Source organism: Pseudomonas sp. NPDC086112 (assembly GCF_044746425.1).
In the GTDB taxonomy this organism is placed as follows: Bacteria; Pseudomonadota; Gammaproteobacteria; order Pseudomonadales; family Pseudomonadaceae; genus Aquipseudomonas.
Genome location: NZ_JBIVCD010000007.1, coordinates 1 through 20,468, shown reverse-complemented (window position 1 = coordinate 20,468; position 20,468 = coordinate 1). Strand labels below are relative to the sequence as shown.

At 58.5% G+C, this 20,468-nt stretch carries 22 protein-coding genes and 1 riboswitch; of the genes, 8 read left to right on the top strand and 14 right to left on the bottom strand.

Annotation, left to right across the window (positions count from 1 at the left end):
- Positions 1–5: 5 nt before the first annotated feature.
- Complete coding sequence (gene cobO, locus ACIPLA_RS07280) at positions 6–617, bottom strand: cob(I)yrinic acid a,c-diamide adenosyltransferase (RefSeq protein WP_401172694.1); 612 nt, start codon at positions 615–617, stop codon at positions 6–8.
- 80 nt (positions 618–697) lie between these two features.
- Positions 698–949: riboswitch (cobalamin riboswitch) on the bottom strand.
- A 154-nt stretch (positions 950–1,103) separates the two neighbouring features.
- On the opposite strand from cobO, the gene ACIPLA_RS07275 reads away from it, so the two are divergent.
- Together ACIPLA_RS07275 and ACIPLA_RS07270 are read left to right on the top strand one after the other, a co-directional pair.
- Positions 1,104–1,688: a hypothetical protein gene (locus ACIPLA_RS07275; protein WP_192345764.1), complete on the top strand. Its 585-nt coding sequence runs from the start codon at positions 1,104–1,106 to the stop codon at positions 1,686–1,688.
- Between the two features lie 68 nt (positions 1,689–1,756).
- On the top strand, positions 1,757–3,070 hold the full coding sequence (locus ACIPLA_RS07270; protein WP_401172692.1) for a PQQ-dependent sugar dehydrogenase: 1,314 nt from the start codon (positions 1,757–1,759) through the stop codon (positions 3,068–3,070).
- Between the two features lie 168 nt (positions 3,071–3,238).
- Here ACIPLA_RS07270 and ACIPLA_RS07265 read toward each other — a convergent pair whose 3' ends face one another.
- The 5 genes from ACIPLA_RS07265 to ACIPLA_RS07245 all read right to left on the bottom strand — a co-directional run bounded on the left by ACIPLA_RS07265 (position 3,239) and on the right by ACIPLA_RS07245 (position 7,905).
- Complete coding sequence (locus ACIPLA_RS07265) at positions 3,239–3,775, bottom strand: C40 family peptidase (RefSeq protein WP_063342954.1); 537 nt, start codon at positions 3,773–3,775, stop codon at positions 3,239–3,241.
- 165 nt (positions 3,776–3,940) lie between these two features.
- Positions 3,941–4,579 (bottom strand): C40 family peptidase, encoded by a 639-nt coding sequence (locus tag ACIPLA_RS07260; protein WP_218394223.1) that lies wholly within the window; start codon positions 4,577–4,579, stop codon positions 3,941–3,943.
- A gap of 228 nt (positions 4,580–4,807) precedes the next feature.
- Positions 4,808–5,512, bottom strand: coding sequence for a DnaA regulatory inactivator Hda (gene hda / locus ACIPLA_RS07255; RefSeq protein ID WP_007898944.1), 705 nt, complete (start codon positions 5,510–5,512; stop codon positions 4,808–4,810).
- Between the two features lie 230 nt (positions 5,513–5,742).
- Positions 5,743–6,816, bottom strand: coding sequence for an AI-2E family transporter (locus ACIPLA_RS07250; RefSeq protein WP_401172689.1), 1,074 nt, complete (start codon positions 6,814–6,816; stop codon positions 5,743–5,745).
- Positions 6,817–6,846: 30 nt separating this feature from the next.
- Positions 6,847–7,905, bottom strand: coding sequence for a DUF2066 domain-containing protein (locus ACIPLA_RS07245; RefSeq protein WP_401172686.1), 1,059 nt, complete (start codon positions 7,903–7,905; stop codon positions 6,847–6,849).
- Positions 7,906–8,293: 388 nt separating this feature from the next.
- On the opposite strand from ACIPLA_RS07245, the gene purM reads away from it, so the two are divergent.
- From purM to ACIPLA_RS07230, 3 genes are read left to right on the top strand one after another with little or no spacing between them, the layout of a single operon-like run.
- Positions 8,294–9,352, top strand: coding sequence for a phosphoribosylformylglycinamidine cyclo-ligase (gene purM, locus ACIPLA_RS07240; RefSeq protein WP_008013877.1), 1,059 nt, complete (start codon positions 8,294–8,296; stop codon positions 9,350–9,352).
- Positions 9,352–10,002 carry a phosphoribosylglycinamide formyltransferase gene (gene purN, locus ACIPLA_RS07235; protein WP_018925121.1) on the top strand — a complete coding sequence of 217 codons (651 nt, stop codon included), beginning with the start codon at positions 9,352–9,354 and terminating at the stop codon, positions 10,000–10,002. Before purM ends, purN begins: the two co-directional genes overlap by 1 nt.
- A gap of 8 nt (positions 10,003–10,010) precedes the next feature.
- A complete protein-coding gene (locus tag ACIPLA_RS07230; protein ID WP_123496149.1) occupies positions 10,011–10,724 on the top strand; it encodes a DUF3108 domain-containing protein in 714 nt (237 codons plus the stop codon).
- A 70-nt stretch (positions 10,725–10,794) separates the two neighbouring features.
- Here ACIPLA_RS07230 and ACIPLA_RS07225 read toward each other — a convergent pair whose 3' ends face one another.
- Positions 10,795–11,259, bottom strand: coding sequence for a DUF3859 domain-containing protein (locus tag ACIPLA_RS07225; RefSeq protein WP_218394220.1), 465 nt, complete (start codon positions 11,257–11,259; stop codon positions 10,795–10,797).
- Positions 11,260–11,543: 284 nt separating this feature from the next.
- On the opposite strand from ACIPLA_RS07225, the gene ACIPLA_RS07220 reads away from it, so the two are divergent.
- Both ACIPLA_RS07220 and ACIPLA_RS07215 read left to right on the top strand, forming a co-directional pair.
- Positions 11,544–11,960, top strand: a complete 417-nt coding sequence (locus tag ACIPLA_RS07220) for an OsmC family protein (protein WP_401172683.1) — start codon at positions 11,544–11,546, stop codon at positions 11,958–11,960.
- 61 nt (positions 11,961–12,021) lie between these two features.
- The gene (locus tag ACIPLA_RS07215) at positions 12,022–12,909 is read left to right on the top strand and encodes a pirin family protein (protein ID WP_192345757.1); all 888 of its coding nucleotides are present in this window, start codon (positions 12,022–12,024) and stop codon (positions 12,907–12,909) included.
- Between the two features lie 146 nt (positions 12,910–13,055).
- On the opposite strand, the gene htpG is transcribed toward ACIPLA_RS07215, so the two are convergent.
- From htpG to ACIPLA_RS07200, 3 genes are all read right to left on the bottom strand, one after another.
- A complete protein-coding gene (htpG, locus tag ACIPLA_RS07210; protein ID WP_218394218.1) occupies positions 13,056–14,960 on the bottom strand; it encodes a molecular chaperone HtpG in 1,905 nt (634 codons plus the stop codon).
- Positions 14,961–15,040: 80 nt separating this feature from the next.
- Positions 15,041–15,493, bottom strand: coding sequence for a PaaI family thioesterase (locus ACIPLA_RS07205; RefSeq protein WP_401172680.1), 453 nt, complete (start codon positions 15,491–15,493; stop codon positions 15,041–15,043).
- Positions 15,490–15,966, bottom strand: coding sequence for a PaaI family thioesterase (locus ACIPLA_RS07200; RefSeq protein WP_218394216.1), 477 nt, complete (start codon positions 15,964–15,966; stop codon positions 15,490–15,492). Before ACIPLA_RS07200 ends, ACIPLA_RS07205 begins: the two co-directional genes overlap by 4 nt.
- A gap of 157 nt (positions 15,967–16,123) precedes the next feature.
- Between ACIPLA_RS07200 and ACIPLA_RS07195 the strand changes: the two genes are divergently transcribed.
- Positions 16,124–16,369, top strand: a complete 246-nt coding sequence (locus ACIPLA_RS07195; RefSeq protein WP_123496139.1) for a hypothetical protein — start codon at positions 16,124–16,126, stop codon at positions 16,367–16,369.
- Positions 16,370–16,446: 77 nt separating this feature from the next.
- Here ACIPLA_RS07195 and ACIPLA_RS07190 read toward each other — a convergent pair whose 3' ends face one another.
- From ACIPLA_RS07190 to sucD, 4 genes are all read right to left on the bottom strand, one after another.
- Positions 16,447–16,848, bottom strand: a complete 402-nt coding sequence (locus ACIPLA_RS07190; protein ID WP_218394215.1) for an MAPEG family protein — start codon at positions 16,846–16,848, stop codon at positions 16,447–16,449.
- The gene (locus ACIPLA_RS07185; RefSeq protein WP_218394214.1) at positions 16,848–17,585 is read right to left on the bottom strand and encodes a DUF599 domain-containing protein; all 738 of its coding nucleotides are present in this window, start codon (positions 17,583–17,585) and stop codon (positions 16,848–16,850) included. The genes ACIPLA_RS07190 and ACIPLA_RS07185 overlap by 1 nt, the downstream gene beginning before the upstream one ends.
- Before the next feature lie 267 nt (positions 17,586–17,852).
- Positions 17,853–19,166: a branched-chain amino acid transport system II carrier protein gene (gene brnQ / locus ACIPLA_RS07180; protein WP_218394213.1), complete on the bottom strand. Its 1,314-nt coding sequence runs from the start codon at positions 19,164–19,166 to the stop codon at positions 17,853–17,855.
- Positions 19,167–19,592: 426 nt separating this feature from the next.
- Positions 19,593–20,468: succinate--CoA ligase subunit alpha (gene sucD / locus ACIPLA_RS07175; protein ID WP_401172675.1), on the bottom strand; the 876-nt coding region annotated here is incomplete at its 5' end.

Sequence of the window (20,468 nt, the reverse complement as noted above, 5' to 3'; positions counted from 1 at the left end):
GCAGTTCACAACTCGACGCCTTTTTGCGCTTTGATTCCGGCCTGGAAGGCGTGTTTGATCATGCCCATTTCAGTGACCGTGTCGGCCAGTTCGATCATCTCGGGCTTGGCGCCGCGACCGGTGACCACCACGTGCTGCATCGGCGGACGGGCCTGCAAGTCGCTGAGCACCTGATCGAGATCGAGGTAACCGTGCTTGAGGGCGATGTTCAACTCATCGAGCACCACCAGACCGATGGCCGGATCACGCAGCAATTCGCGGGACACTGCCCAGGCGGCTTCGGCGGCGGCGATGTCGCGCTGACGGTCCTGGGTTTCCCAGGTAAAGCCCTCGCCCATTACATGAAAACGCACCTGTTCCGGGAAGCGCCGAAAAAATAGCTCCTCGCCAGTGCTGGTGCGCCCCTTGATGAACTGCACCACGCCGCACTGCATGCCGTGGCCCATGGACCGCGCAAGCATGCCGAACGCCGAACTGCTTTTGCCTTTGCCGTTACCGGAAAGCACCAGCAGCAAACCGCATTCATTCGGCGAGTTGGCGATGCGTTCGTCGATCACCGCTTTTTTTCGCAGCATGCGCGCCAGATAGCGTTCGTCACGATCGGGAGTATCAGTCATGGGGGAGCTCTCCGTTGAGGCTGGATAACGGCGGGCAGGCACAAGAATAGACGGCAAGAAGCCTGGCATCGCCCACCGTGATGCCGTTGGATGAATCAGGCCGGTCTCCGGGCTCATGAGCGGCTTGCGCCTGACTGCGCGCCTTCCCATGTCGACAGTCGACACAGTGGCTAGGGCCTGATGACAGGCCCTCGCGCAGCTTTTACTCATTTACCGTTGCGGGGGCAGCGCCGGGATCGTGATCATTCTTCGCTGGAAGAAATTCACTCACCGGCTTCCCTGTTTCACTCTGTCGACCAAGGTCACAGAGCACCTGAAACAAGCCGCGAAGGTTAGAGGGTTGGGGATGGAGCGTCAATTAAAGCCGGGGCGCCGCTGAGCGAATAACTGCCGTCGATCAATTAACTGACGCCAATCTTGTGCCACACTGTCAGCAGTGATATCAAAGAGCCACAACCTGACAACACAATAACAAGGGTGAGCCACATGCAAGGCATGATCATCAGCAATCCGAAGCTGGAATTCCTGCGCCCGGTGCTGGAACGCTGGTTTGACTGTATCGACCGCTACAACGCCGTGCGCGGCGATAACGATACACCTTACTGGTACGACGAAAACGCCAACCTCGGTCTGCTCTGCGCCGCGGCCTGGATGGCAGAAATGGTCACGCTGGCACAGACGTCGACCCGCAAACAGATCGAAGAAGGCGAACGCAACGCCCGCGCCGATCTGTTTATCGCCAGCAGCGAAGAGCGCGCGTATCTCCAGGCCACCCAGCGCTGGCCACGGGTCAATAGCCTGAACCTGACGCAGGCACTGGCGGACATCACCAGTGACGCGAAGCGAATCAGCTACGCCAGCGATCTGAAACTCGGCTGTCTGTTTGTCGCGCCACAAAAAGCCCAACACAGCGCCACCCCGGAAGAACTCCAGGACATGGTCGACGACCTGCAAAAGGAACACACCTGTGCCGTGGCCTGGTACTTCCCTTACGCCTACCGCAAGTTGCGCAATGAAGCCGGCAACTACCATCCAGGCATCGCTGTTCTGCTCAAGGAAGCCCGCGGCTGACCGGTTGAACCATCGAACGTCTACGCTTCTCTATGATTACGTCAATGCATTCATAGGGAAGATCAGTAATGCGCAAACCCCAACTCGTTTTCATCATCGCGCTCGCCGGAGGGCTCGCCGCCTGTGGTGAAACCTCCAGCCTGCAAGTCTCGGATGGCACAGGCCCGTCGCCCAAACTGCCAGAACCGAATAAAACCCTGATCCCGACGGTGAACATCGCCCCGGCGATCGGCTGGCCTGAAGGCAAGAAACCTGTCGCCGCCACCGGGACTCAAGTGGCGGCGTTTGCCGAAGGCCTCGATCATCCGCGCTGGCTCTATGTGTTGCCCAACGGCGATGTGCTGGTGGCCGAAACCAACGCACCGCCTAAACCCGATGATGGCCAAGGCATTCGCGGCTGGGTCATGGGCAAAGTCATGGGCCGTGCCGGTGCCGGCGTCCCCAGCCCGAACCGCATCACCCTGCTGCGGGACAAGGACCACGATGGCGTTGCCGAAACCCGCACAGTATTCCTGGAAAACCTCAACTCGCCCTTCGGCATGACCCTGGTCGGCAATGACCTGTACGTCGCCGACACTGATCGCCTGCTGCGTTTCCACTATGAAAACGGTGAGACGGCGATCAAGTCGCAGCCCATCAAGGTGGTCGACCTGCCGGGCGGCACGCTGAATCATCACTGGACCAAAAACGTCATCGCCAGCAAGGATGGCAGCAAGCTGTACGTCACCGTGGGCTCGAATAGCAACGTCGGCGAAAACGGCATGGATCAGGAGGAAGGTCGCGCGGCAATCTGGGAAGTGGATCGCGCCACCGGCAATCATCGAATCTTCGCCTCGGGGATTCGCAATCCAAACGGCCTGGCCTGGGAACCGCAGAGCGGCGCACTGTGGACAGCCGTCAACGAGCGTGACGAAATCGGCAGCGACCTGGTGCCGGACTACATCACATCCGTGAAGGATGGCGGGTTCTATGGCTGGCCCTACAGCTATTACGGCCAGCACGTCGACATTCGCGTCGAACCGCAAAAACCCGATCTGGTGGCCAAGGCCATTGCCCCGGACTACGCGGTGGGGCCGCATACCGCGTCACTGGGCCTGACGTTCGCCGAAGGCAGCAAATTGCCCGCGCCGTTCACCCAAGGCGCCTTCATCGGCCAACACGGCTCGTGGAACCGAAAACCTCACAGCGGCTATAAAGTGATTTTCGTACCGTTCACCGCCGGCAAACCGACCGGGCAGCCGGTGGATGTGCTCACCGGCTTCCTCACTGACGACGAAAAAGCCATGGGCCGGCCGGTGGGTGTTGTGATCGATCAGCAAGGCGGCTTGCTGGTGGCGGATGATGTGGGGAACAAGGTGTGGCGCGTGTCCGCAGCCAAGTAATCAGCTCTGACCGTAGGAGCGAGGCTTGCCCGCGAAGGCGGCAGCACAGTCAACATTGACATCGACTGACACACCGCTTTCGCGGGCAAGCCTCGCTCCTACAGCTTATTGCACAGCGCCAACCTATCGCCCAGCGCGAGTCATCCCTCAAGCGAGCGCTAATGACAACTACGGATTATGTGCCAAATGCTCAGGTTGCAAGACACGCTTGGCGCTCAGGTACGCTTTCTGCCAGTAAGCCTTGGACAGGCTGTCCAGCTTGACCGTGCCGCCCGTGGCTGGCGCGTGTACGAAGCGGCCTTCGCCGACGTAGATCCCGGCGTGGCTGACCTGGGAGCCGCCATTGGTGGCGAAGAAAATCAGGTCGCCGGTTTGCAGGCCTTCCTTGCCGACACTGGGGGCTTGCATGCCGATCATCTCGCGGGTGGAGCGCGGCAAGGAAATGCCTGCGACATCGCGATACACATAACCGATCAGACCGCTGCAATCGAATCCGGAATCCGGCGTGTTGCCGCCCCAGCGATAAGGTGTTCCCACCAGGCCCAGCGCGCGAAACAGCACGTCTTCTGCCGCAGGGGAAAAGGCTTGGGAAGGACCGAAAACAATGGGAGCGCGAACCACCGGCGCAGGTGGCGGTGTGCGGCTGGCGCAGGCGCTGAGCAGCGCTGCGAAGAATATGAGTGTGAGGCGGGCCGACATCGTCATAAACAGAACATCCTGATCTGGCTGCGGCTTTTTCCACCGAAAAGGCAGAAAAGAAAACCGCCTGCGCAGAACGCAGGCGGTTTGCCATCAATAATAGATCAGGATTCTAGCGGCTACGCGGCAAACTTCAAGTAAGACTTTAAGTTCGCCTTATAAACTGTCCGCTTACTTGCGAGCCGTGACGATAGCCGGGGCCGCAGTCGGCGCCATCGCGAGTGCGCGTTTGGCTTCGATGAAGGTTTTGCTCCAGTAGCTGTCGCCCAGACTATCAATCCGGACACCACCGCTTTTGCGGCTGCTGGAGTGGATGAACTGGTTGTCACCCAGGTAGATCCCGGCGTGACTGACACGACCGCGACGACCATTGGTGGCGAAGAACAGCAGGTCACCCGGTTTGAGGGCGCTGCGAGCAACCAGAGGAGCGTCAACGTTGATCATTTCGCGGGTGGAGCGCGGCAGGTTCATGCCGGCCTCTTCACGAAACAGATAACCGATGAAGCCGCTGCAGTCGAAGCCGGCCTCGGAGGTGCCGCCGAAACGGTAACGGGTACCGATCAGGGACATGCCACGTTCGAGGATGCTGTCGGCGAGAACCGGAAGCTGGTACGACTTGCCGCCGGCGAAGTCTGCCAGTTCTTTATCGGTAACTAGCTCTTCCTGGAAAAGAACGGAAGAAGACTGCGCGGTAACTGAATTTGAAACCTGCTGTTTTGGCGCTTGCTGGGACACTGGAGAGTGGGCAGCGCAACCGAACAACAGGGTGACGAGTGCGAGAGGCACGAGGGGTGCGAAGCGATTTAGCATGGGCACGACCGTGGCTGATAGTTTCTAAAGAAGCCGCGACTATGCCCGCTATCGACCTCATTTGCAAATTCAATCGATCTGTATGTGACTTTTCGGTTTCTCGTTTACATCTAAGCGCTTAAGCCCATTTTGAACCTTTGCGCAGCCTGCCCTCTTGCAGGAAAGCGGGTTTGTTGACGCCTGGAATATGCCGAAACCCGTGTAAAACCTGAGTTTGATCAGGTTTTTTTACCAACCAAGGGTTTCTTTCAGGAACGGGATTGTCAGCTTGCGCTGGGCTTGAAGGGAGGCCTGATCGAGGCGTTCAAGCAGCTCGAAAAGCGCGCTCATGCTGCGGGTACCGCGGGTCAAGATAAAATGCCCGACTTCATCGGTCAGGTGCAGGCCGCGACGGGATGCGCGCAACTGCAAGGCACGCAATTTGTCTTCGTCAGAGAGTGGGCGCATCTGGAAGATGAGTGCCAGTGTCAGCCGCGACTTGAGGTCTGCCAGCTTCACCGGCAGTTCACGCGGGGACGTCGAGGCGGCGATCAGCAGACGCCGGCCGCTGTCACGCAGACGATTGAACAGATGGAACAGCGCCTCTTCCCAATCCGCCTTGCCGGCGACCGCCTGCAGATCGTCCAGACAGACCAGTTCGTATTGTTCGAGGTTATCGAGGATTTCAATGCCGCGGTCCAGCAACTCGGCCAACGGCAGGTACACCGCCGGTTCCCCCAGTTGTTCGAAGCGCAGACACGCCGCCTGCAACAAATGCGTTCGCCCTACCCCGTCCTTGCCCCAGAGGTAAATCAGGCTTTCCGTCCAGCCGGCGTCGGCTTCGCAGAGCCGCTCGACATAGCCGAGTGCAGCGGCATTGGCGCCTGGGTAGTAATTGATAAAGGTAGCGTCATCACGCAGACGCACACCTAGGGGCAGCTGAATCGGTTTCATGCTGACTGAACAGTTCCAAAGGAACCGTTAGTGGCCTCTGTGTAAAGTTTGCGAAGTTTATACCCGTGAGGCTGACCGCACAATGCGACAGACCACAAGCAAAATCAAAGGTTTGCGATAACACACTGGTTTTATGACCGTTTCTTTGGCGGCGCATGTGACAGCCACACGAGGGAGACGGGCAAACCTGGCACGCAACCAGACTGCCCGCTACGAGCGATCAAAAAACCTTACACCTCGGATTCGTCGACACCGCCGTAGATATCCGAGTCCTTATACAAATCATGCATATGGCGCACCAGGACCATGATCACCGCCGCCACTGGCAATGCCAGCAACACACCGGTAAAACCAAACAGCTCGCCGCCAGCCAGGATGGCGAAGATCACCGCCACCGGGTGCAGGCCGATCCGGTCTCCCACCAGCAACGGCGTCAGGACCATGCCTTCCAGCGCCTGGCCGACCATGAACACCGCGACAATACCGATCATGGGATACAAATCGCCACCGAACTGGAACAGACCGGCAATCAATGCCGCACCAATTCCGATGACGAACCCCATGTACGGCACGATCGCCGCCAACCCGGCAATCAGACCAATCAACAGCCCCAGCTCCAGCCCGACGATCATCAAGCCTGCGGCGTAGATCACACCCAGCGCCAGCATCACCAGCAACTGCCCGCGCACGAAGGCCCCGAGCACTTCATGGCATTCTCCCGCCAAAGACATGACGCGCTCTTCACGATCACGCGGCAGCAGGCTGCGGATCTTGGCCATCATCAGATCCCAGTCGCGCAGCAGATAAAAACTCACCACCGGAATCAGCACCAGATTGGCCAGCCAGCCGATCAGTGCAAGACCTGAAGCCGTCGCCTGACTCAGCACCATGCCGACAACGTCGGTGGTCTGGCCCATGTGCTCGCTGAACGCCGCCTTGAGCTTGTCGAATTTCCAGAAGCCGTCCGACAACCCTATCTTCGATTGCGCCCACGGCACGGCGGTGTGCTGCAACCAGTCGAGCATTTGCGGCGCCAGTTCATACAAGCGAAACAGTTGCTTGGCGAGCATCGGCACCAACACCAACAGCAACGCGGTGACGAGCAATGTGAACAAGGCAAACACCGCCACCACACCCCAGGTCCGTGAAAGGCCGTACTTTTCCAGACGATCCACCAGCGGGTCGAACAGATAAGCCAGCAACAGCGCCACCAAAAAAGGCGTCAGGATCGGGTGCAACAGGTAAACAAACGCGCAAAGCAGGACCACCCCACCGAGCCAGAACCAACGCCGTGTATCGGCCATGTACCACTCCTGCTTCTATATAAAGAAAAACTACCAGCGAAAACGTAACAGTGGTGTCGGTGCCGGGGCTGGCGCTACGGCCGGTGTCGAGCCAGCAACCACAGGCTGAACAGGCACCGTTGGAGCCGGCGCCTCACCGGCCGGAATTTCCTGCAACCTGCCCAAAGACAACTGCGCCCGCAGCTGATCGGGGCTGCCGTTGACCCGATAAAGCACGCGGTCGCCGTCGACACTTTGCAGGCGTGCGCCAAAAGGCTCCAGCAAACGCCCGAGCGTTGCATAACGCTCCAGGCTCATCCCTTGCACTTCCAGCAATTGCTCGCTCGAAGCGCCCGGTTTGGCGGCAAAACGCGGCGCCAGGCGCTGACTGACCGCCAGCATCACCGCATCGGCCAGCGCGGCGGTATCGGCGCCCTGCACGCTACCGGCTTCTTTCTGATCGCCCAACCATAAACGCCACTTGGCTTGCCATTGGCCACCCTCTTCACGGGAATGCACCGCCAGCAAGGCATCGGCATTGTAACGGTCGGATGCTCCTTGCAGCGGCGCAGGGTCTGCACTTTCCAGATTCGGCGCAGTGGCGACAATCTGCTCGTTCAGGTCCGCCAGCGGCAAACGCAGCGGCAGACCACGATGTTGCGCCGCTCGAAGCAGTGGTGTGGCGCTGGCCTGGCCATCGCCGACCAGGCTCGAACCTTCAGTGGAATCGTTCAACCACCAGCCGAGGATCGACGGCCGATTGGCACCCCACACAGCCAACCCGGCACGCCGCAAGGCCTGTTCAGTGGTGGCCGGGTCGAAATCGACTTTCAGCACTTGCGGTGGCCCGGCGTCATATCCGAACTGACTGATGATCTGCTGAGGGTCTTTGCGCACGGTCGCCAGACCCGGGCTCTGCGCCGCCTTTGGGTCGCCAGTCAGGCGCAACACCAACGTATCCAGCGCCCGCTGAGTCGCCTGATCGCGCTCCTCCGGTGTCTGGCTGCTGACGGGCTCGCGCACTTGATAGAGGCCTTTGACGGTTTCGGCATGACCGGTCAGGCTGGCCATGGTTAAACAGCCCACGAACAAGAATTTAAGAAAACGCATAAAAAGATTCCTGACGACAAGAGCGGCTGGAACAGACCGCGTGAAGATGATTGAACCAAGGGTCTGTTGACCACACGTTCAAGCAAAACATTCACCCGATCCCGGTAAGTTTTCGCACTGTCATAACGATAGACGGTTAATGTCGATACCTTATACAGCCATCCGGGACGCCACCAACACGGGCAATATTGGTTTTTTTAACGCGATATGCCCCTGCCCGTCGGCACGAGGATGGCCGCTGCCCCTCAAGCCTGATAAAATCGCGCGCCTTCGCAGACCGGCAACAGCCGGGCCCCCTGAAATTCGCGGATGGCACTCGCCTTCGTCTGTTTCGGCGGTCCCACTGGACTCGGTCGTTACCCCTGAATCCCCCCTAAAGGCCTGGATCATGAGCAAGCAACCCTCCCTGAGCTACAAGGACGCCGGTGTAGACATCGACGCCGGTGAAGCATTGGTCGAACGCATCAAGAGCGTCGCCAAGCGCACTGCGCGCCCGGAAGTCATGGGCGGCCTGGGCGGTTTCGGCGCCCTCTGCGAAATCCCGGCCGGTTACAAACAACCGGTACTGGTCTCGGGCACTGACGGCGTCGGCACCAAGCTGCGCCTGGCGCTGAACCTGAACAAGCACGACAGCATCGGCATCGACCTGGTTGCCATGTGCGTGAACGACCTGGTGGTCTGCGGTGCCGAGCCGCTGTTCTTCCTCGACTACTACGCCACCGGCAAACTGAACGTCGAAACCGCGACCCAGGTCGTGACCGGCATCGGCGCTGGCTGTGAACTGTCCGGCTGCTCCCTGGTCGGCGGCGAAACCGCTGAAATGCCGGGCATGTACGAAGGCGAAGACTATGACCTGGCCGGCTTCTGCGTCGGCGTCGTGGAAAAGTCTGAAATCATCGACGGTTCCAAAGTCGCTGCAGGCGATGCCCTGCTCGCCCTGCCGTCTTCCGGCCCGCACTCCAACGGCTACTCGCTGATCCGCAAGATCATCGAAGTGTCCGGTGCAGACATCGAAAATATCCAGCTCGACGGCAAACCGCTGACCGACCTGCTGATGGCCCCGACCCGCATCTACGTGAAGCCGCTGCTCAAGCTGATCAAGGAAACCGGCGCCGTCAAAGCCATGGCCCACATCACCGGTGGTGGCCTGCTGGACAACATCCCGCGCGTTCTGCCAAAAGGCGCACAAGCGGTGGTTGACGTTGCAAGCTGGACTCGCCCTGCCGTGTTCGACTGGCTGCAAGAGAAAGGCAATGTCGACGAAAACGAAATGCATCGCGTGTTGAACTGCGGCGTCGGCATGGTTATCTGCGTTGCTCAAGAGCACGTTGAAACTGCGCTGAACGTATTGCGTGAAGCCGGCGAGCAACCTTGGGTCATCGGTCAGATCGCCACCGCAGCCGAAGGCGCGGCCCAGGTTGAACTGAAGAACCTCAAGGCTCATTGATGTCCCAGACCTGTGATGTGGTGGTGCTGTTGTCCGGCACCGGCAGTAACTTGCAGGCCTTGATCGACAGCACGCGGACCGGCGACAGCCCGGCCCGCATCGCTGCGGTGATCTCCAACCGCGCCGACGCCTACGGCCTGCAACGCGCCAGGGACGCGGGTATCGACACCCGCACCCTGGATCACAAGGCTTTCGAAGGTCGCGAGGCCTTCGATGCCGCGCTGATCGAACTGATCGACGCCTTCAACCCCAAACTCGTGGTACTGGCCGGCTTCATGCGCATTCTCAGCGCTGACTTCGTGCGCCACTATCAGGGTCGCCTGCTCAATATCCATCCCTCGCTGCTACCCAAATACAAAGGGTTACACACCCATCAGCGCGCGCTGGAGGCCGGCGACACTGAACACGGCTGCTCCGTGCACTTCGTCACCGAGGAACTCGATGGCGGACCACTGGTCGTACAGGCAGTAATACCGGTAGAGTTGCACGATTCGCCGCAGAGTCTGGCGCAGCGAGTCCATACCCAGGAACACCTGATCTACCCGATGGCCGTACGCTGGTTTGCCGAAGGTCGTTTATCACTCGGTGAACAAGGTGCTTTACTGGACGGACAGTTGCTCGCGGCCAGCGGCCACTTGATTCGAACCTAGGAGATTTTATGCGTCGCGCCCTGCTCTTCGCTTGCGCTCTGCTCGCCCTGCCGTTTGCGCAGGCCGCAGACCTTCAACCTTTCTCCGCCAGCTACACCGCCGACTGGAAGCAGCTGCCCATGAGCGGCACTGCCGAACGCAGCCTGACCAAGGGAGCCAACGGCGTCTGGAAACTCAGCTTCAAGGCGTCGATGATGATCGCCAGCCTGACTGAAGAAAGTACCCTGACCCTGGACAAGGACACCCTGCTGCCACAGTCCTACCACTTCGAACGTGGCGGTCTGGGTAAAGCCAAGAAGGCTGATCTGGACTTCGACTGGACCAACAAAATGGTCACCGGCACCGATCGTGGTGACGCCGTCAAGCTTCCACTCAACCGCGGCATGGTCGACAAGTCCACCTATCAACTGGCGCTGCAGCATGACGTCGCCGCTGGCAAGAAAAGCATGAGCTATCAGGTCGTCGATGACGGCGAAGTCGATACCTATGACTTCCGCGTGCTGGGTTCGGAGAAAGTCGACACCAAGGCTGGCCAGATCGATGCGATCAAGGTCGAGCGCGTGCGCGACCCGACTCAAAGCAAGCGCATCACCGTGCTGTGGTTTGCCAAGGACTGGGATTACCTGCTGGTCCGTTTGCAACAGGTCGAAACCGACGGCAAGGAGTACAACATTATGCTCCTCGACGGTACGGTCAACGGCAAGACGGTCAAAGGCAGCTGATCCGCACCAACATGAAAGCCCCGCAAACGCGGGGCTTTTTTTCGTCTGGCATTTGGCTGGGCGAGAGCAATCAGCGCACGGTAAAGCGTTGCTGGGCCAGCAGACGGTCGCCCTGGAACACCATGAAACGCCATTCACCGGGAACGACTTCATGGCTTTCGGTGAACTCGTACGCCATCACGTCCTGCGGAGCACCGGGTACCAATTTTTGAGTCACTTCCAGTTTGTCGTGCCGCACGCCATCCGGAGTGCGGATGCCCGGCGTGAAATAGAGCAAAGTCAGTGGTTGGTCTTCGGCGACTTTGCCGGACAACTGGTAGCGCATACCGAACTTGGTGCCGAGTTTGGCGGGGACGATTTCGGTTTGCTGGATCTGTTCATTGCTGCGGCGCAAAACTCGCTCGCCCGATTGCAGTTCGGCTTTCGGGCCAGCGAACACGCCGTATTCCACTGGGCCTTCGACGCGGACTTCGGCACTGGCCAGACCACTGACGAACATCATTGTGGCCAGGGCGGTTAAACGGGTGAGGTGCATGGTGCGCTCCTTGATTGAGATGAGCGCGAGGGTATGACGCCGGGGTGACAGGACGATGACAAGTTCAGTGAAACCCTAGGAGCGAGGCTTGCCCGCGAAGAACGATGACGCGTATTGCCTGAAAAACCGCGGTGCATTCTTCGCGGGCAAGCCTCGCTCCTACAGGTTCTGCGTCTTAGTCGAATCGACCGACAAGAAAGTGGAACGCGAATTTGAAGGGATGCTCTATAACTTCAGGGTCTTTTTTGATCGAATGACTTTTCCCACTGTCTGCGAGGTTTCTTATGACTGTTACCGTCAATACCGTCTCCGCCGAAGGTTTTCGTCACAGCGTCCAGATCGATGACCACGAACTCTTTGCCGATGTGCCGAAAACCTCTGGCGGCGAAGGCTCCGCACCTGAACCCCACGACTACTTCGATGCAGCCCTCGGTGCCTGCAAGGCCCTGACGCTGAAAATGTATGCCAGAAAAAAGGGCATCCCGTTGACGGGCGTCGAGGTTGAGGTCAAGCGCGACAACAGTGAAGAACAGAAAGGCAAATACGCCCTGCACGTCGAACTCACGCTCAAGGGTGTGCTCACCGACGCCCAGCGTGAGGAGCTGCACCGCGTGGCCGACCGCTGCCCGGTACACAAGCTGATGACCACTTCCGACATCAGCATCGAAACCCATCTGTCCGAAGGTGCGTTCAGCCAATAGCGGCAAGGGCTGCGCAAGCGGGTTATGCTCCCTGCGTCACCCGCTCAGCCTGGAATGCACCATGCACACGCCACTCGTGATCCGCCCTCGCGCCGAAGATGTCGAAGGCCAGCCGATTCTTCGCCCGTTGCCGTCAGCCAAATGCCGCAACGTCGGGCCTTTCGTGTTTTTCGACCACATGCTCGAAACCCGTTATCCGGCGGGCAAAGGCATGAACATCCGTCAGCATCCACACATCGGCCTGTCCACCCTCACCTACCTGTTCGAAGGGCAAATCCAGCACAAGGACAGCCTTGGCTCCGACCAGGTGGTAAATGCCGGTGATGTCAGCTGGATGACCGCCGGCAGCGCAATTGCCCACGTCGAACGCACACCCGAACCATTGAAAGACAGCGGCTTTACGATGCACGGCTTACAGATCTGGCTGGCTTCGCCCAAGGATCGTGAACACGGTCCGGGACATTACAGTCACCACCCGGCTGCCACGCTGCCCGTCAGCGATAACCTTGGCGTGAAGATACGGATGATTGCCGGGTCAGGCTTTTGCCTCGAATCGCCGGTCCCGGTGCTTTCTCCTACGCTGTACGCCGAATTGAACCTGCAAACGGCGACCACATTGCTGATTCCCACCGAGCATGAAGAACGAGCGCTGTATGTGCTGAGCGGTGAAGCGCAACTGGATGGCGAGCTGCTGGAACCCCACTCACTGGTGGTATTGCCGGCCGGGGAAGAGATGACACTGTTCGCCGAGAGCGACTGTCATGCCGTGCTGTTTGGCGGCGCGCCGCTGGATGGACCGCGACGGATCAACTGGAATTTCGTGGCCAGTGATCCGGCGTTGATCGATGAAGCACGTCGGCGCTGGGCGGCCGGGGACTGGCCGACAGTGCCAGGGGAAAGTGAGCGGATCGAATTGCCGAAACACCGAAGCCCGCCAACGCCCCTGTAATTGATCGGCTGATCGTTCCCATGCTCTGCGTGGTTGCAGCCCGTGACGCTCCGCGCCACTGGACGCGGAGCGTCCCTAGAGGCATTCTCACGCAGAGCGTGGGAACGATCAAAAAACCCGCCGAAGCGGGTTTTTTTACAACGGGGTTAAACCGACAGTTCAACCAGCAGCTTGTTCAGACGGCGCACATAAGCGGCCGGGTCTTTCAAGCTGTCGCCGGCCGCCAGGGCCGCCTGATCGAACAGAATGTGCGACAGGTCGCCGAAGCGCTCGTCGCTCTGCTCGTTGTCGAGTTTCTCGATCAGCGGGTGAGCCGGGTTGAATTCGAAGATCGGCTTCGAATCCGGAACCTTCTGACCGCTGGCTTCCAGGATCTGACGCATTTGCAGGCCCAGGTCCTGCTCGCCGATGGCCAGAATCGCCGGGGAATCGGTCAGACGATGGGACACCCGCACTTCAGCAACGGAGTCGCCTAGTGCAGTCTTCAGACGCTCAACCAGGCCTTCTTTGGACTTGGCGACTTCTTCCGCAGCTTTCTTGTCTTCTTCCGAATCCAGATTGCCGAGGTCCAGGTCACCGCGTGCTACGTCGACAAAGCTCTTGCCGTCGAAGTCGTTGAGGTAGCTCATCAGCCACTCGTCGATGCGGTCGGTCAGCAGCAGCACTTCGATGCCTTTCTTGCGGAAGACTTCCAGGTGCGGACTGTTTTTGACTTGCGCGTAGGTTTCGCCAGTCAGGTAGTAGATCTTGTCCTGACCTTCCTTGGTGCGGGCCAGGTAGTCGGCCAGACCTACAACTTGCTCGCCGTCGTCGCCCTGAGTGGACGCGAAACGCAGCAGGCCAGCAATTTTCTCTTTGTTGGCGAAGTCTTCTGCCGGGCCTTCTTTCATGACCTGACCGAAGTTCTTCCAGAAGCCTTTGTATTGCTCAGGCTCGTTCTTCGCCAGTTTTTCCAGCATGTCCAGAACGCGCTTGGTCAGCGCCGACTTCATGGAATCGATGATCGGGTCTTTCTGCAGGATTTCCCGCGACACGTTCAACGACAGGTCGTTGGAGTCGACCACGCCTTTGATGAAGCGCAGGTACAGCGGCAGGAACGACTCAGCCTGATCCATGACGAACACACGCTGCACGTACAGCTTCAGGCCTTTCGGCGCTTCACGCTGGTACAGATCGAACGGAGCACGGGTCGGTACATAAAGCAGCGAGGTGTACTCGAGCTTGCCTTCGACCTTGTTGTGGCTCCAGCTCAGCGGGTTTTCAAAATCGTGAGCAACGTGCTTGTAGAACTCCTGGTATTCCTCGTCCTTTACTTCAGTGCGAGGGCGAGTCCACAGGGCGCTGGCGCGGTTGACGGTTTCCCATTCAACGGCAGGCTTGTCTTCACCTTCAACGGCTGCCACTTCTTTGGGCAACTCGATCGGCAAGGCGATGTGGTCGGAATACTTCTTGATGATGTTGCGCAGACGCCAGCCATCGGCGAATTCGTCTTCACCGGATTTCAGGTGCAGGACAATGCGCGTACCGCGGTCAGCCTTCTCGACGGTGGCGATTTCGAATTCGCCTTCGCCTTTGGACGACCAGTGCACGCCTTCGCTGGCAGCGAGGCCGGCACGGCGACTGAATACGTCAACTTTATCGGCAACGATGAAGGCCGAGTAAAAACCGACACCGAATTGACCGATCAGGTGCGAGTCTTTTTTCTGATCGCCAGACAGGTGTTTCATGAAATCGGCAGTGCCGGACTTGGCGATGGTGCCCAGATGGGTCACCGCGTCTTCACGGCTCATGCCGATGCCGTTGTCTTCGAGGGTGACGGTTTTAGCGTCTTTGTCGAAGCTCACACGGATTTTCAGTTCAGCGCCGCCTTCCAGCAAGTCAGGCTTGGCGAGGGCTTCAAAGCGTAATTTATCGACAGCGTCAGAGGCGTTCGAGATCAATTCGCGAAGGAAAATTTCCTTGTTGGAATACAGCGAATGGATCATGAGGTGCAGCAGTTGCTTCACCTCGGTCTGGAAGCCCAGGGTTTCCTTTTGAGTTTCCACACTCATGGTCATCAAACTCCAATCAGATGGCATAAGCCGCGACCTTGAGGTCGACGGCGGGTTGTCCTCAGAGTTGGGGGCTGAGATCAGGATTTCAAGGGCTCTTCGATTTTGAAGTGAGCGCGGGCCGTGGCAATGGGCTCGGCCTCAGTGCTTTGCCAGGCGGTAATCGCCACGTTTGCCACCCGCCGCCCCTGTCGGCACACCAGGCATCTGGCCCAGGTATCGCGAAACTGCCCCGCGCGCAGGTAGTCGAGGGAAAAGTCGATAATCTTCGGCACGCCGGGCGAGCCGGTGAAGATCAGCAGGTGCAGTGCCGCCGAGAGCTCCATGAACCCGGCAATCACCCCGCCATGAATCGCCGGCAATAAAGGATTACCAATGTTGTCCTTGTTGGCCGGCAGGCGAAACAGCAGCTCATCCCCGACACGCGAACACTCGACGCCGATCAGTCTGGCGTAAGGAATCAGGTGCAGCAGAGAGGCGTAGTCCCCCTGCGCATGAGCCTGTTGAAGTTGCTCCTTGAACGAGTCGGTCATTTCGCCCCTCCAGCAATGACGCCGCCAAAACCTTTAGTGCCTTTAATGCCCTTGCCCATGCGCATGAAGGTACCCACCGCATGGGCGATGGGCTGCTCGGGGTCGTCCTGATAGGCAAAACCGCGCGCGAAGATGACGTCGGTGGTCACTCGGTAGCATTGGGCGAAGCCGTACACGTCCTTGTGCGGCTCGGCGGCGTGCATGTAGTCGATGCGCAAGTCGAGCGTCGGACAGACTTCGAATTCGGGCAGCACGCAAAGGGTAGCCATGCCGCAGGCGGTGTCCATCAGCGAGGTCAACGCTCCACCATGAATCACCCCGGTTTGCGGATTGCCGACGATCTGCGGGCTGTACGGCAGAATCACCGTCAATCCTTCGCTGCTGGCGCTGTGAACGCGCATGCCGAGTACCTGACAATGCCGCAAGGCCGACAGGAATCGCGTCGCACGCTCAAAAACGGGGTTTTCGGCCATTGGATTAAACTCTTCTTAGTGTCTGGGCAAAGTAGCAGGCAAGAAGGAAAAAGTTCCGCTGCAAAACAAACTTATATATCTGTGCGAATTGAGGAACTTAACCCTATTCGCCGTGCTCGAAAGGCCAGTAGATATTTTCCATCAGGAGAAACACCCCATGCGTAAGACTTTAGCTATTGCCTTGATGTTGACCGCTTCCCTCGGTCTCGCTGCCTGCGATAAAAAATCCGAGGACAAAGCTCAAGATGCTAACCAACATGCCGAGCAAGCTCAGGAAAAAATGAGCGAAGCTCAGGATAAAGTGAACGAGGCAGCAAAAGAAAACGCCGAAGCTGCCAAAGCTCAGGCCGAATCGAACGCAGCAGCGACAAAAGAAGCCGCGCCAGAAGCACCTAAAAACTAAAAGCGTTTTTAGTGATAAAAGAAAACCCGCCAAGTGCGGGTTTTCTTTTATCTGCGGCTTTTGTTTGCAAGGCAGTATTAGATCAAAATCGTCCTAAAAGTCGGACTAATCATCAGCAACAACGAACACACTAAGCCGACGAACCACACCAGGCTGCGCTGCCAGGCCAAGTCCGCCCAATAGCACAACAGATATATGATGCGCGCGATCACAAAGACGATCGCCAGCGCATCGATCAGCCATCCCGCCGTCTGCGTGGTGTGCGCGATCAACACCCCCACCGCAAAGATCATGAACGCCTCGAAACTGTTCTGATGGGCCGCCAATGCACGGGCACCGAAGCCTGTAAGTTGCGCCTGCTGTTGGCGCGGCAGGTGATTGTTGTAACCACCCTGCTCGTTCATGGCTTTGGCCACCGGGATCTTTGCCACGAAAATCAACAATGCACTGATAAACACACACCAGAACGGAATACTCATCAAGCAGCCTCCTTGTTAACTTCAGGCAATGGCGCCTCTGTGGGGGTATAGACCATCACATCGAGAACGTCGGAGTGAAATTCGCGGCGATACAACACCAGCACGACGCCGGCACTCATCAACATAAACAACCAGGGACTAACGAACCACGCCAGCATGGTCATGCCGAAGTAATAGGAACGCAGACCGAAGTTGAACTGGTTGGCCGCCATGGAAATGACACGTGCCGCTCGGGAAGCAAAGGCTTTACGCTCTTGCTCGGACACATGGCGCTCGCCGATCATCGGTGCCGAGCCCACGAGAATGGCCGCAAAGTTGTACTGACGCATGCACCAGCTGAACGTAAAGAACGCATAGACAAACACCAGCGCCAGGCACAACAACTTGATCTCCGACATGCCCTGGGAAGCCTGTTGCACCATCGGGATATCCGCCAGCAACGACACGGCTCTGTCGGACGCACCCAATACCGTGAGAATACCGGCCAGGATAATCAGCGTGCTGGAAGCGAAGAACGAGGCATTGCGCTCCAGGTTACCGATCACGCTGGCATCGGCAATGCGGTTGTCGCGCAACAGCATGCGGCGCATCCAGTCTTCGCGATACAGGTGCAACACGCTGGCCAGGCACGCGGTGTCGCGGCCTTTCCATGTCGCGTAACGGGTGTAGCCACCCCAGCAGATGACAAACCAGAGCGCGGCGAGGATGTGGATGATGTTGGTGTGGATGAACGACATGCAATTCCCTGTGAGACGTTGGCATTGGTGAACCTTGTAGGAGCGAGGCTTGCCCGCGAAGACGACATAACATTCGACAAAATTATCGCCTGACACAACGCCTTCGCGGGCAAGCCTCGCTCCTACAGGTAGTGCTTCGACGTTAGCGCAAGGAAAAAGACACTGCATCACACGCATAAAAAATGCCCCGTATCGATTGATACGGGGCATTTCCATTTTTTGCCAGGAAGCAGCTCGAGGCCCGCTTGTGACGGGCTATGAAGCAGCTTAAGCCAGGGCTTCGGCGCGCTTGCCCAGCAGACGATCGCAGACCACCGCGACCACCAGGGTCATGACCGCCGGCACCAGCCACGCCAGACCCTGCTCGCTCAGTGGCAGGTGAGTCAGCTGGGTCGGCATCCAATCGGCCAGACCGGCGCCCTTGAGGGCATCGATCAGACCGAAGATGAACGACACCAGCATCACCGGACCGACGATGCGGCCCTGCTCATGCCAGAAGTCCTTGCAGAAGCTCAGCGCTACCAGGGCGATGCACGGCGGGTAGATGGCGGTCAGCACCGGGATCGAGAACGCGATCAGCTTGGTGAGGCCCAGATTGGACACCAACAGGGAGAACGCAGCCAGGATGATCACCAGCGTCTTGTAAGACAGTGGCAGTACACGGCTGAAGTATTCGGCACAAGCACACGTCAGACCGACCGCTGTCACCAGGCAGGCCAGGGAGATCAGCACTGCAAGGAAACCGCTGCCGAGCGAACCGAATGTGTGCTGAACATACGCGTGCAATACCGCCGCGCCATTGGCAGCACCAGCCGCCACTTCATGACTGCCCGAACCGAGACGGAACAGACTGACGTAAACCAGCGCCAGGCCCACGCCGGCAATCAGACCGGCAATGATCGCGTAACGGGTGATCAGCGCTGGTGATTCCACGCCACGGGAGCGGATCGCATTGACAATGACAATGCCGAATACCAGCGCACCCAGGGTATCCATGGTCAGGTAACCATTGATAAAGCCTTGGGAGAACGGTGCTGCGACATATTCAGGAGTGGCCACGCCGATATCACCGGCCGGCAACGCAAACGCGGCGATGCCGAGAACGGCCAGGGCGATGATCTTCAGCGGTGCAAGGAAACGTCCTACGGTGTCGAGCAGGCGGCCCGGGTAGAGCGAGATGAAGAACACCAGCAGGAAGTACACCGAGCTATAGAGAAACAACGCCAGCGGGCTCTCGCCAGTCAGCGGCGCCAGGCCCACTTCGAACGACACGGTCGCGGTACGTGGCGTTGCGAACAACGGGCCTACAGCGAGGTAGCACGCAGCTGCCAGCAGGCCACCGGCGACTTTACCGATCGGGCTGCTCAAGGCATCCATTGCACCACCGACCTTGGCCAGGGCGACAACGGTGATCACCGGCAAACCAACCGCGGTGATCAGAAAACCCAGCGCCGCCATCCAGACATTAGGCCCGGACTGCAAACCGACGATAGGCGGGAAGATGATGTTGCCAGCCCCGACGAACAGGGCAAATGTCATAAAACCCAGTGCCAGGATGTCCTGGCCTTTCAACACTTTCATTAAGGAAATACCACACTACTGAATCGGAATTTAGAGAGGGATTTCCCTTATGGGTGAGGGAAATGCTGTCGGCCCGTATAGGACTAACCCGTTTAGCGCGTCGCTGCCTTGTGGGCTGCGGACGCAAAAATGGCTGCTAGCCTAACGAATTTGCACGACAAACGCACTGTTACAGGGCGAACTATCCGATACGCGACATTTCAATGTCGCGTTTTTGCATGTAAATGGTGGACTGCTGCAAGTAAGCCTTCGCGGGCAAGCCTCGCTCCTACAGGTATTGAGTCGTTCGCCGAATTTGAGAACGACATAAATCCGTAGGAGCGAGGCTTGCCCGCGAAGAGCCCCTCCGCAAACCCACCCCCCGGAAACGACAAAGGCCACCCGAAGGTGGCCTTTGTTTGGCGAAGCGTCAGTTAAGCGCGAGGCTTACTTGATCGCCCAACCGGTCAGCTCGGACAAAGCCTTGCCGATGTCTGCCAGCGAACGCACGGTTTTAACGCCTGCGTCTTCCAGGGCAGCAAACTTCTCGTCTGCAGTGCCTTTGCCGCCAGAGATGATTGCGCCAGCATGGCCCATGCGCTTGCCCGGAGGAGCAGTCACACCAGCGATGTAGGAAACAACCGGCTTGGTCACGTGTGCCTTGATGTAGGCAGCCGCTTCGTCGTCAGCCGAACCGCCGATCTCGCCGATCATCACGATCGCTTCGGTCTTCGGGTCTTCCTGGAACAGCTTCAGGATGTCGATGAAATTCGAACCCGGGATCGGGTCACCACCGATGCCGACGCAAGTCGACTGACCGAAACCGGCGTCAGTAGTCTGCTTCACAGCTTCGTTGGTCAGGGTGCCGGAACGGGAAACGATACCGACCTTGCCTGGCAAGTGAATGTGACCAGGCATGATGCCGATCTTGCATTCGCCTGGAGTGATCACGCCTGGGCAGTTAGGACCGATCAGGACTACGCCCAGCTCGTCGCACTTGACCTTGGCATCCAGCATGTCCAGGGTAGGAATGCCTTCAGTGATGCAAACGATCAGCTTGATGCCGCCGAAGGCTGCTTCCAGGATGGAGTCCTTGCAGAAAGGAGCTGGAACGTAGATCACGCTGGCGGTGGCGCCAGTGGCGGCTACAGCATCTTTCACGGTGTTGAACACTGGCAGACCCAGGTGTTCGGTGCCGCCTTTGCCTGGAGTTACACCACCAACCATCTTGGTGCCGTACTCGATGGCTTGCTGGGTGTGGAAACTACCTTGCGAACCGGTAATACCCTGGCAGATAACTTTGGTGTCTTTATTGATCAGGAC

Coding starts and splice junctions, on each gene's coding strand:
- cobO (WP_401172694.1), bottom strand. CDS start 617: ATGACTGATACTCCCGATCGTGACGAACGCTATCTGGCGCGCATGCTG.
- ACIPLA_RS07275 (WP_192345764.1), top strand. CDS start 1,104: ATGCAAGGCATGATCATCAGCAATCCGAAGCTGGAATTCCTGCGCCCG.
- ACIPLA_RS07270 (WP_401172692.1), top strand. CDS start 1,757: ATGCGCAAACCCCAACTCGTTTTCATCATCGCGCTCGCCGGAGGGCTC.
- ACIPLA_RS07265 (WP_063342954.1), bottom strand. CDS start 3,775: ATGACGATGTCGGCCCGCCTCACACTCATATTCTTCGCAGCGCTGCTC.
- ACIPLA_RS07260 (WP_218394223.1), bottom strand. CDS start 4,579: ATGCTAAATCGCTTCGCACCCCTCGTGCCTCTCGCACTCGTCACCCTG.
- hda (WP_007898944.1), bottom strand. CDS start 5,512: ATGAAACCGATTCAGCTGCCCCTAGGTGTGCGTCTGCGTGATGACGCT.
- ACIPLA_RS07250 (WP_401172689.1), bottom strand. CDS start 6,816: ATGGCCGATACACGGCGTTGGTTCTGGCTCGGTGGGGTGGTCCTGCTT.
- ACIPLA_RS07245 (WP_401172686.1), bottom strand. CDS start 7,905: ATGCGTTTTCTTAAATTCTTGTTCGTGGGCTGTTTAACCATGGCCAGC.
- purM (WP_008013877.1), top strand. CDS start 8,294: ATGAGCAAGCAACCCTCCCTGAGCTACAAGGACGCCGGTGTAGACATC.
- purN (WP_018925121.1), top strand. CDS start 9,352: ATGTCCCAGACCTGTGATGTGGTGGTGCTGTTGTCCGGCACCGGCAGT.
- ACIPLA_RS07230 (WP_123496149.1), top strand. CDS start 10,011: ATGCGTCGCGCCCTGCTCTTCGCTTGCGCTCTGCTCGCCCTGCCGTTT.
- ACIPLA_RS07225 (WP_218394220.1), bottom strand. CDS start 11,259: ATGCACCTCACCCGTTTAACCGCCCTGGCCACAATGATGTTCGTCAGT.
- ACIPLA_RS07220 (WP_401172683.1), top strand. CDS start 11,544: ATGACTGTTACCGTCAATACCGTCTCCGCCGAAGGTTTTCGTCACAGC.
- ACIPLA_RS07215 (WP_192345757.1), top strand. CDS start 12,022: ATGCACACGCCACTCGTGATCCGCCCTCGCGCCGAAGATGTCGAAGGC.
- htpG (WP_218394218.1), bottom strand. CDS start 14,960: ATGAGTGTGGAAACTCAAAAGGAAACCCTGGGCTTCCAGACCGAGGTG.
- ACIPLA_RS07205 (WP_401172680.1), bottom strand. CDS start 15,493: ATGACCGACTCGTTCAAGGAGCAACTTCAACAGGCTCATGCGCAGGGG.
- ACIPLA_RS07200 (WP_218394216.1), bottom strand. CDS start 15,966: ATGGCCGAAAACCCCGTTTTTGAGCGTGCGACGCGATTCCTGTCGGCC.
- ACIPLA_RS07195 (WP_123496139.1), top strand. CDS start 16,124: ATGCGTAAGACTTTAGCTATTGCCTTGATGTTGACCGCTTCCCTCGGT.
- ACIPLA_RS07190 (WP_218394215.1), bottom strand. CDS start 16,848: ATGAGTATTCCGTTCTGGTGTGTGTTTATCAGTGCATTGTTGATTTTC.
- ACIPLA_RS07185 (WP_218394214.1), bottom strand. CDS start 17,585: ATGTCGTTCATCCACACCAACATCATCCACATCCTCGCCGCGCTCTGG.
- brnQ (WP_218394213.1), bottom strand. CDS start 19,166: ATGAAAGTGTTGAAAGGCCAGGACATCCTGGCACTGGGTTTTATGACA.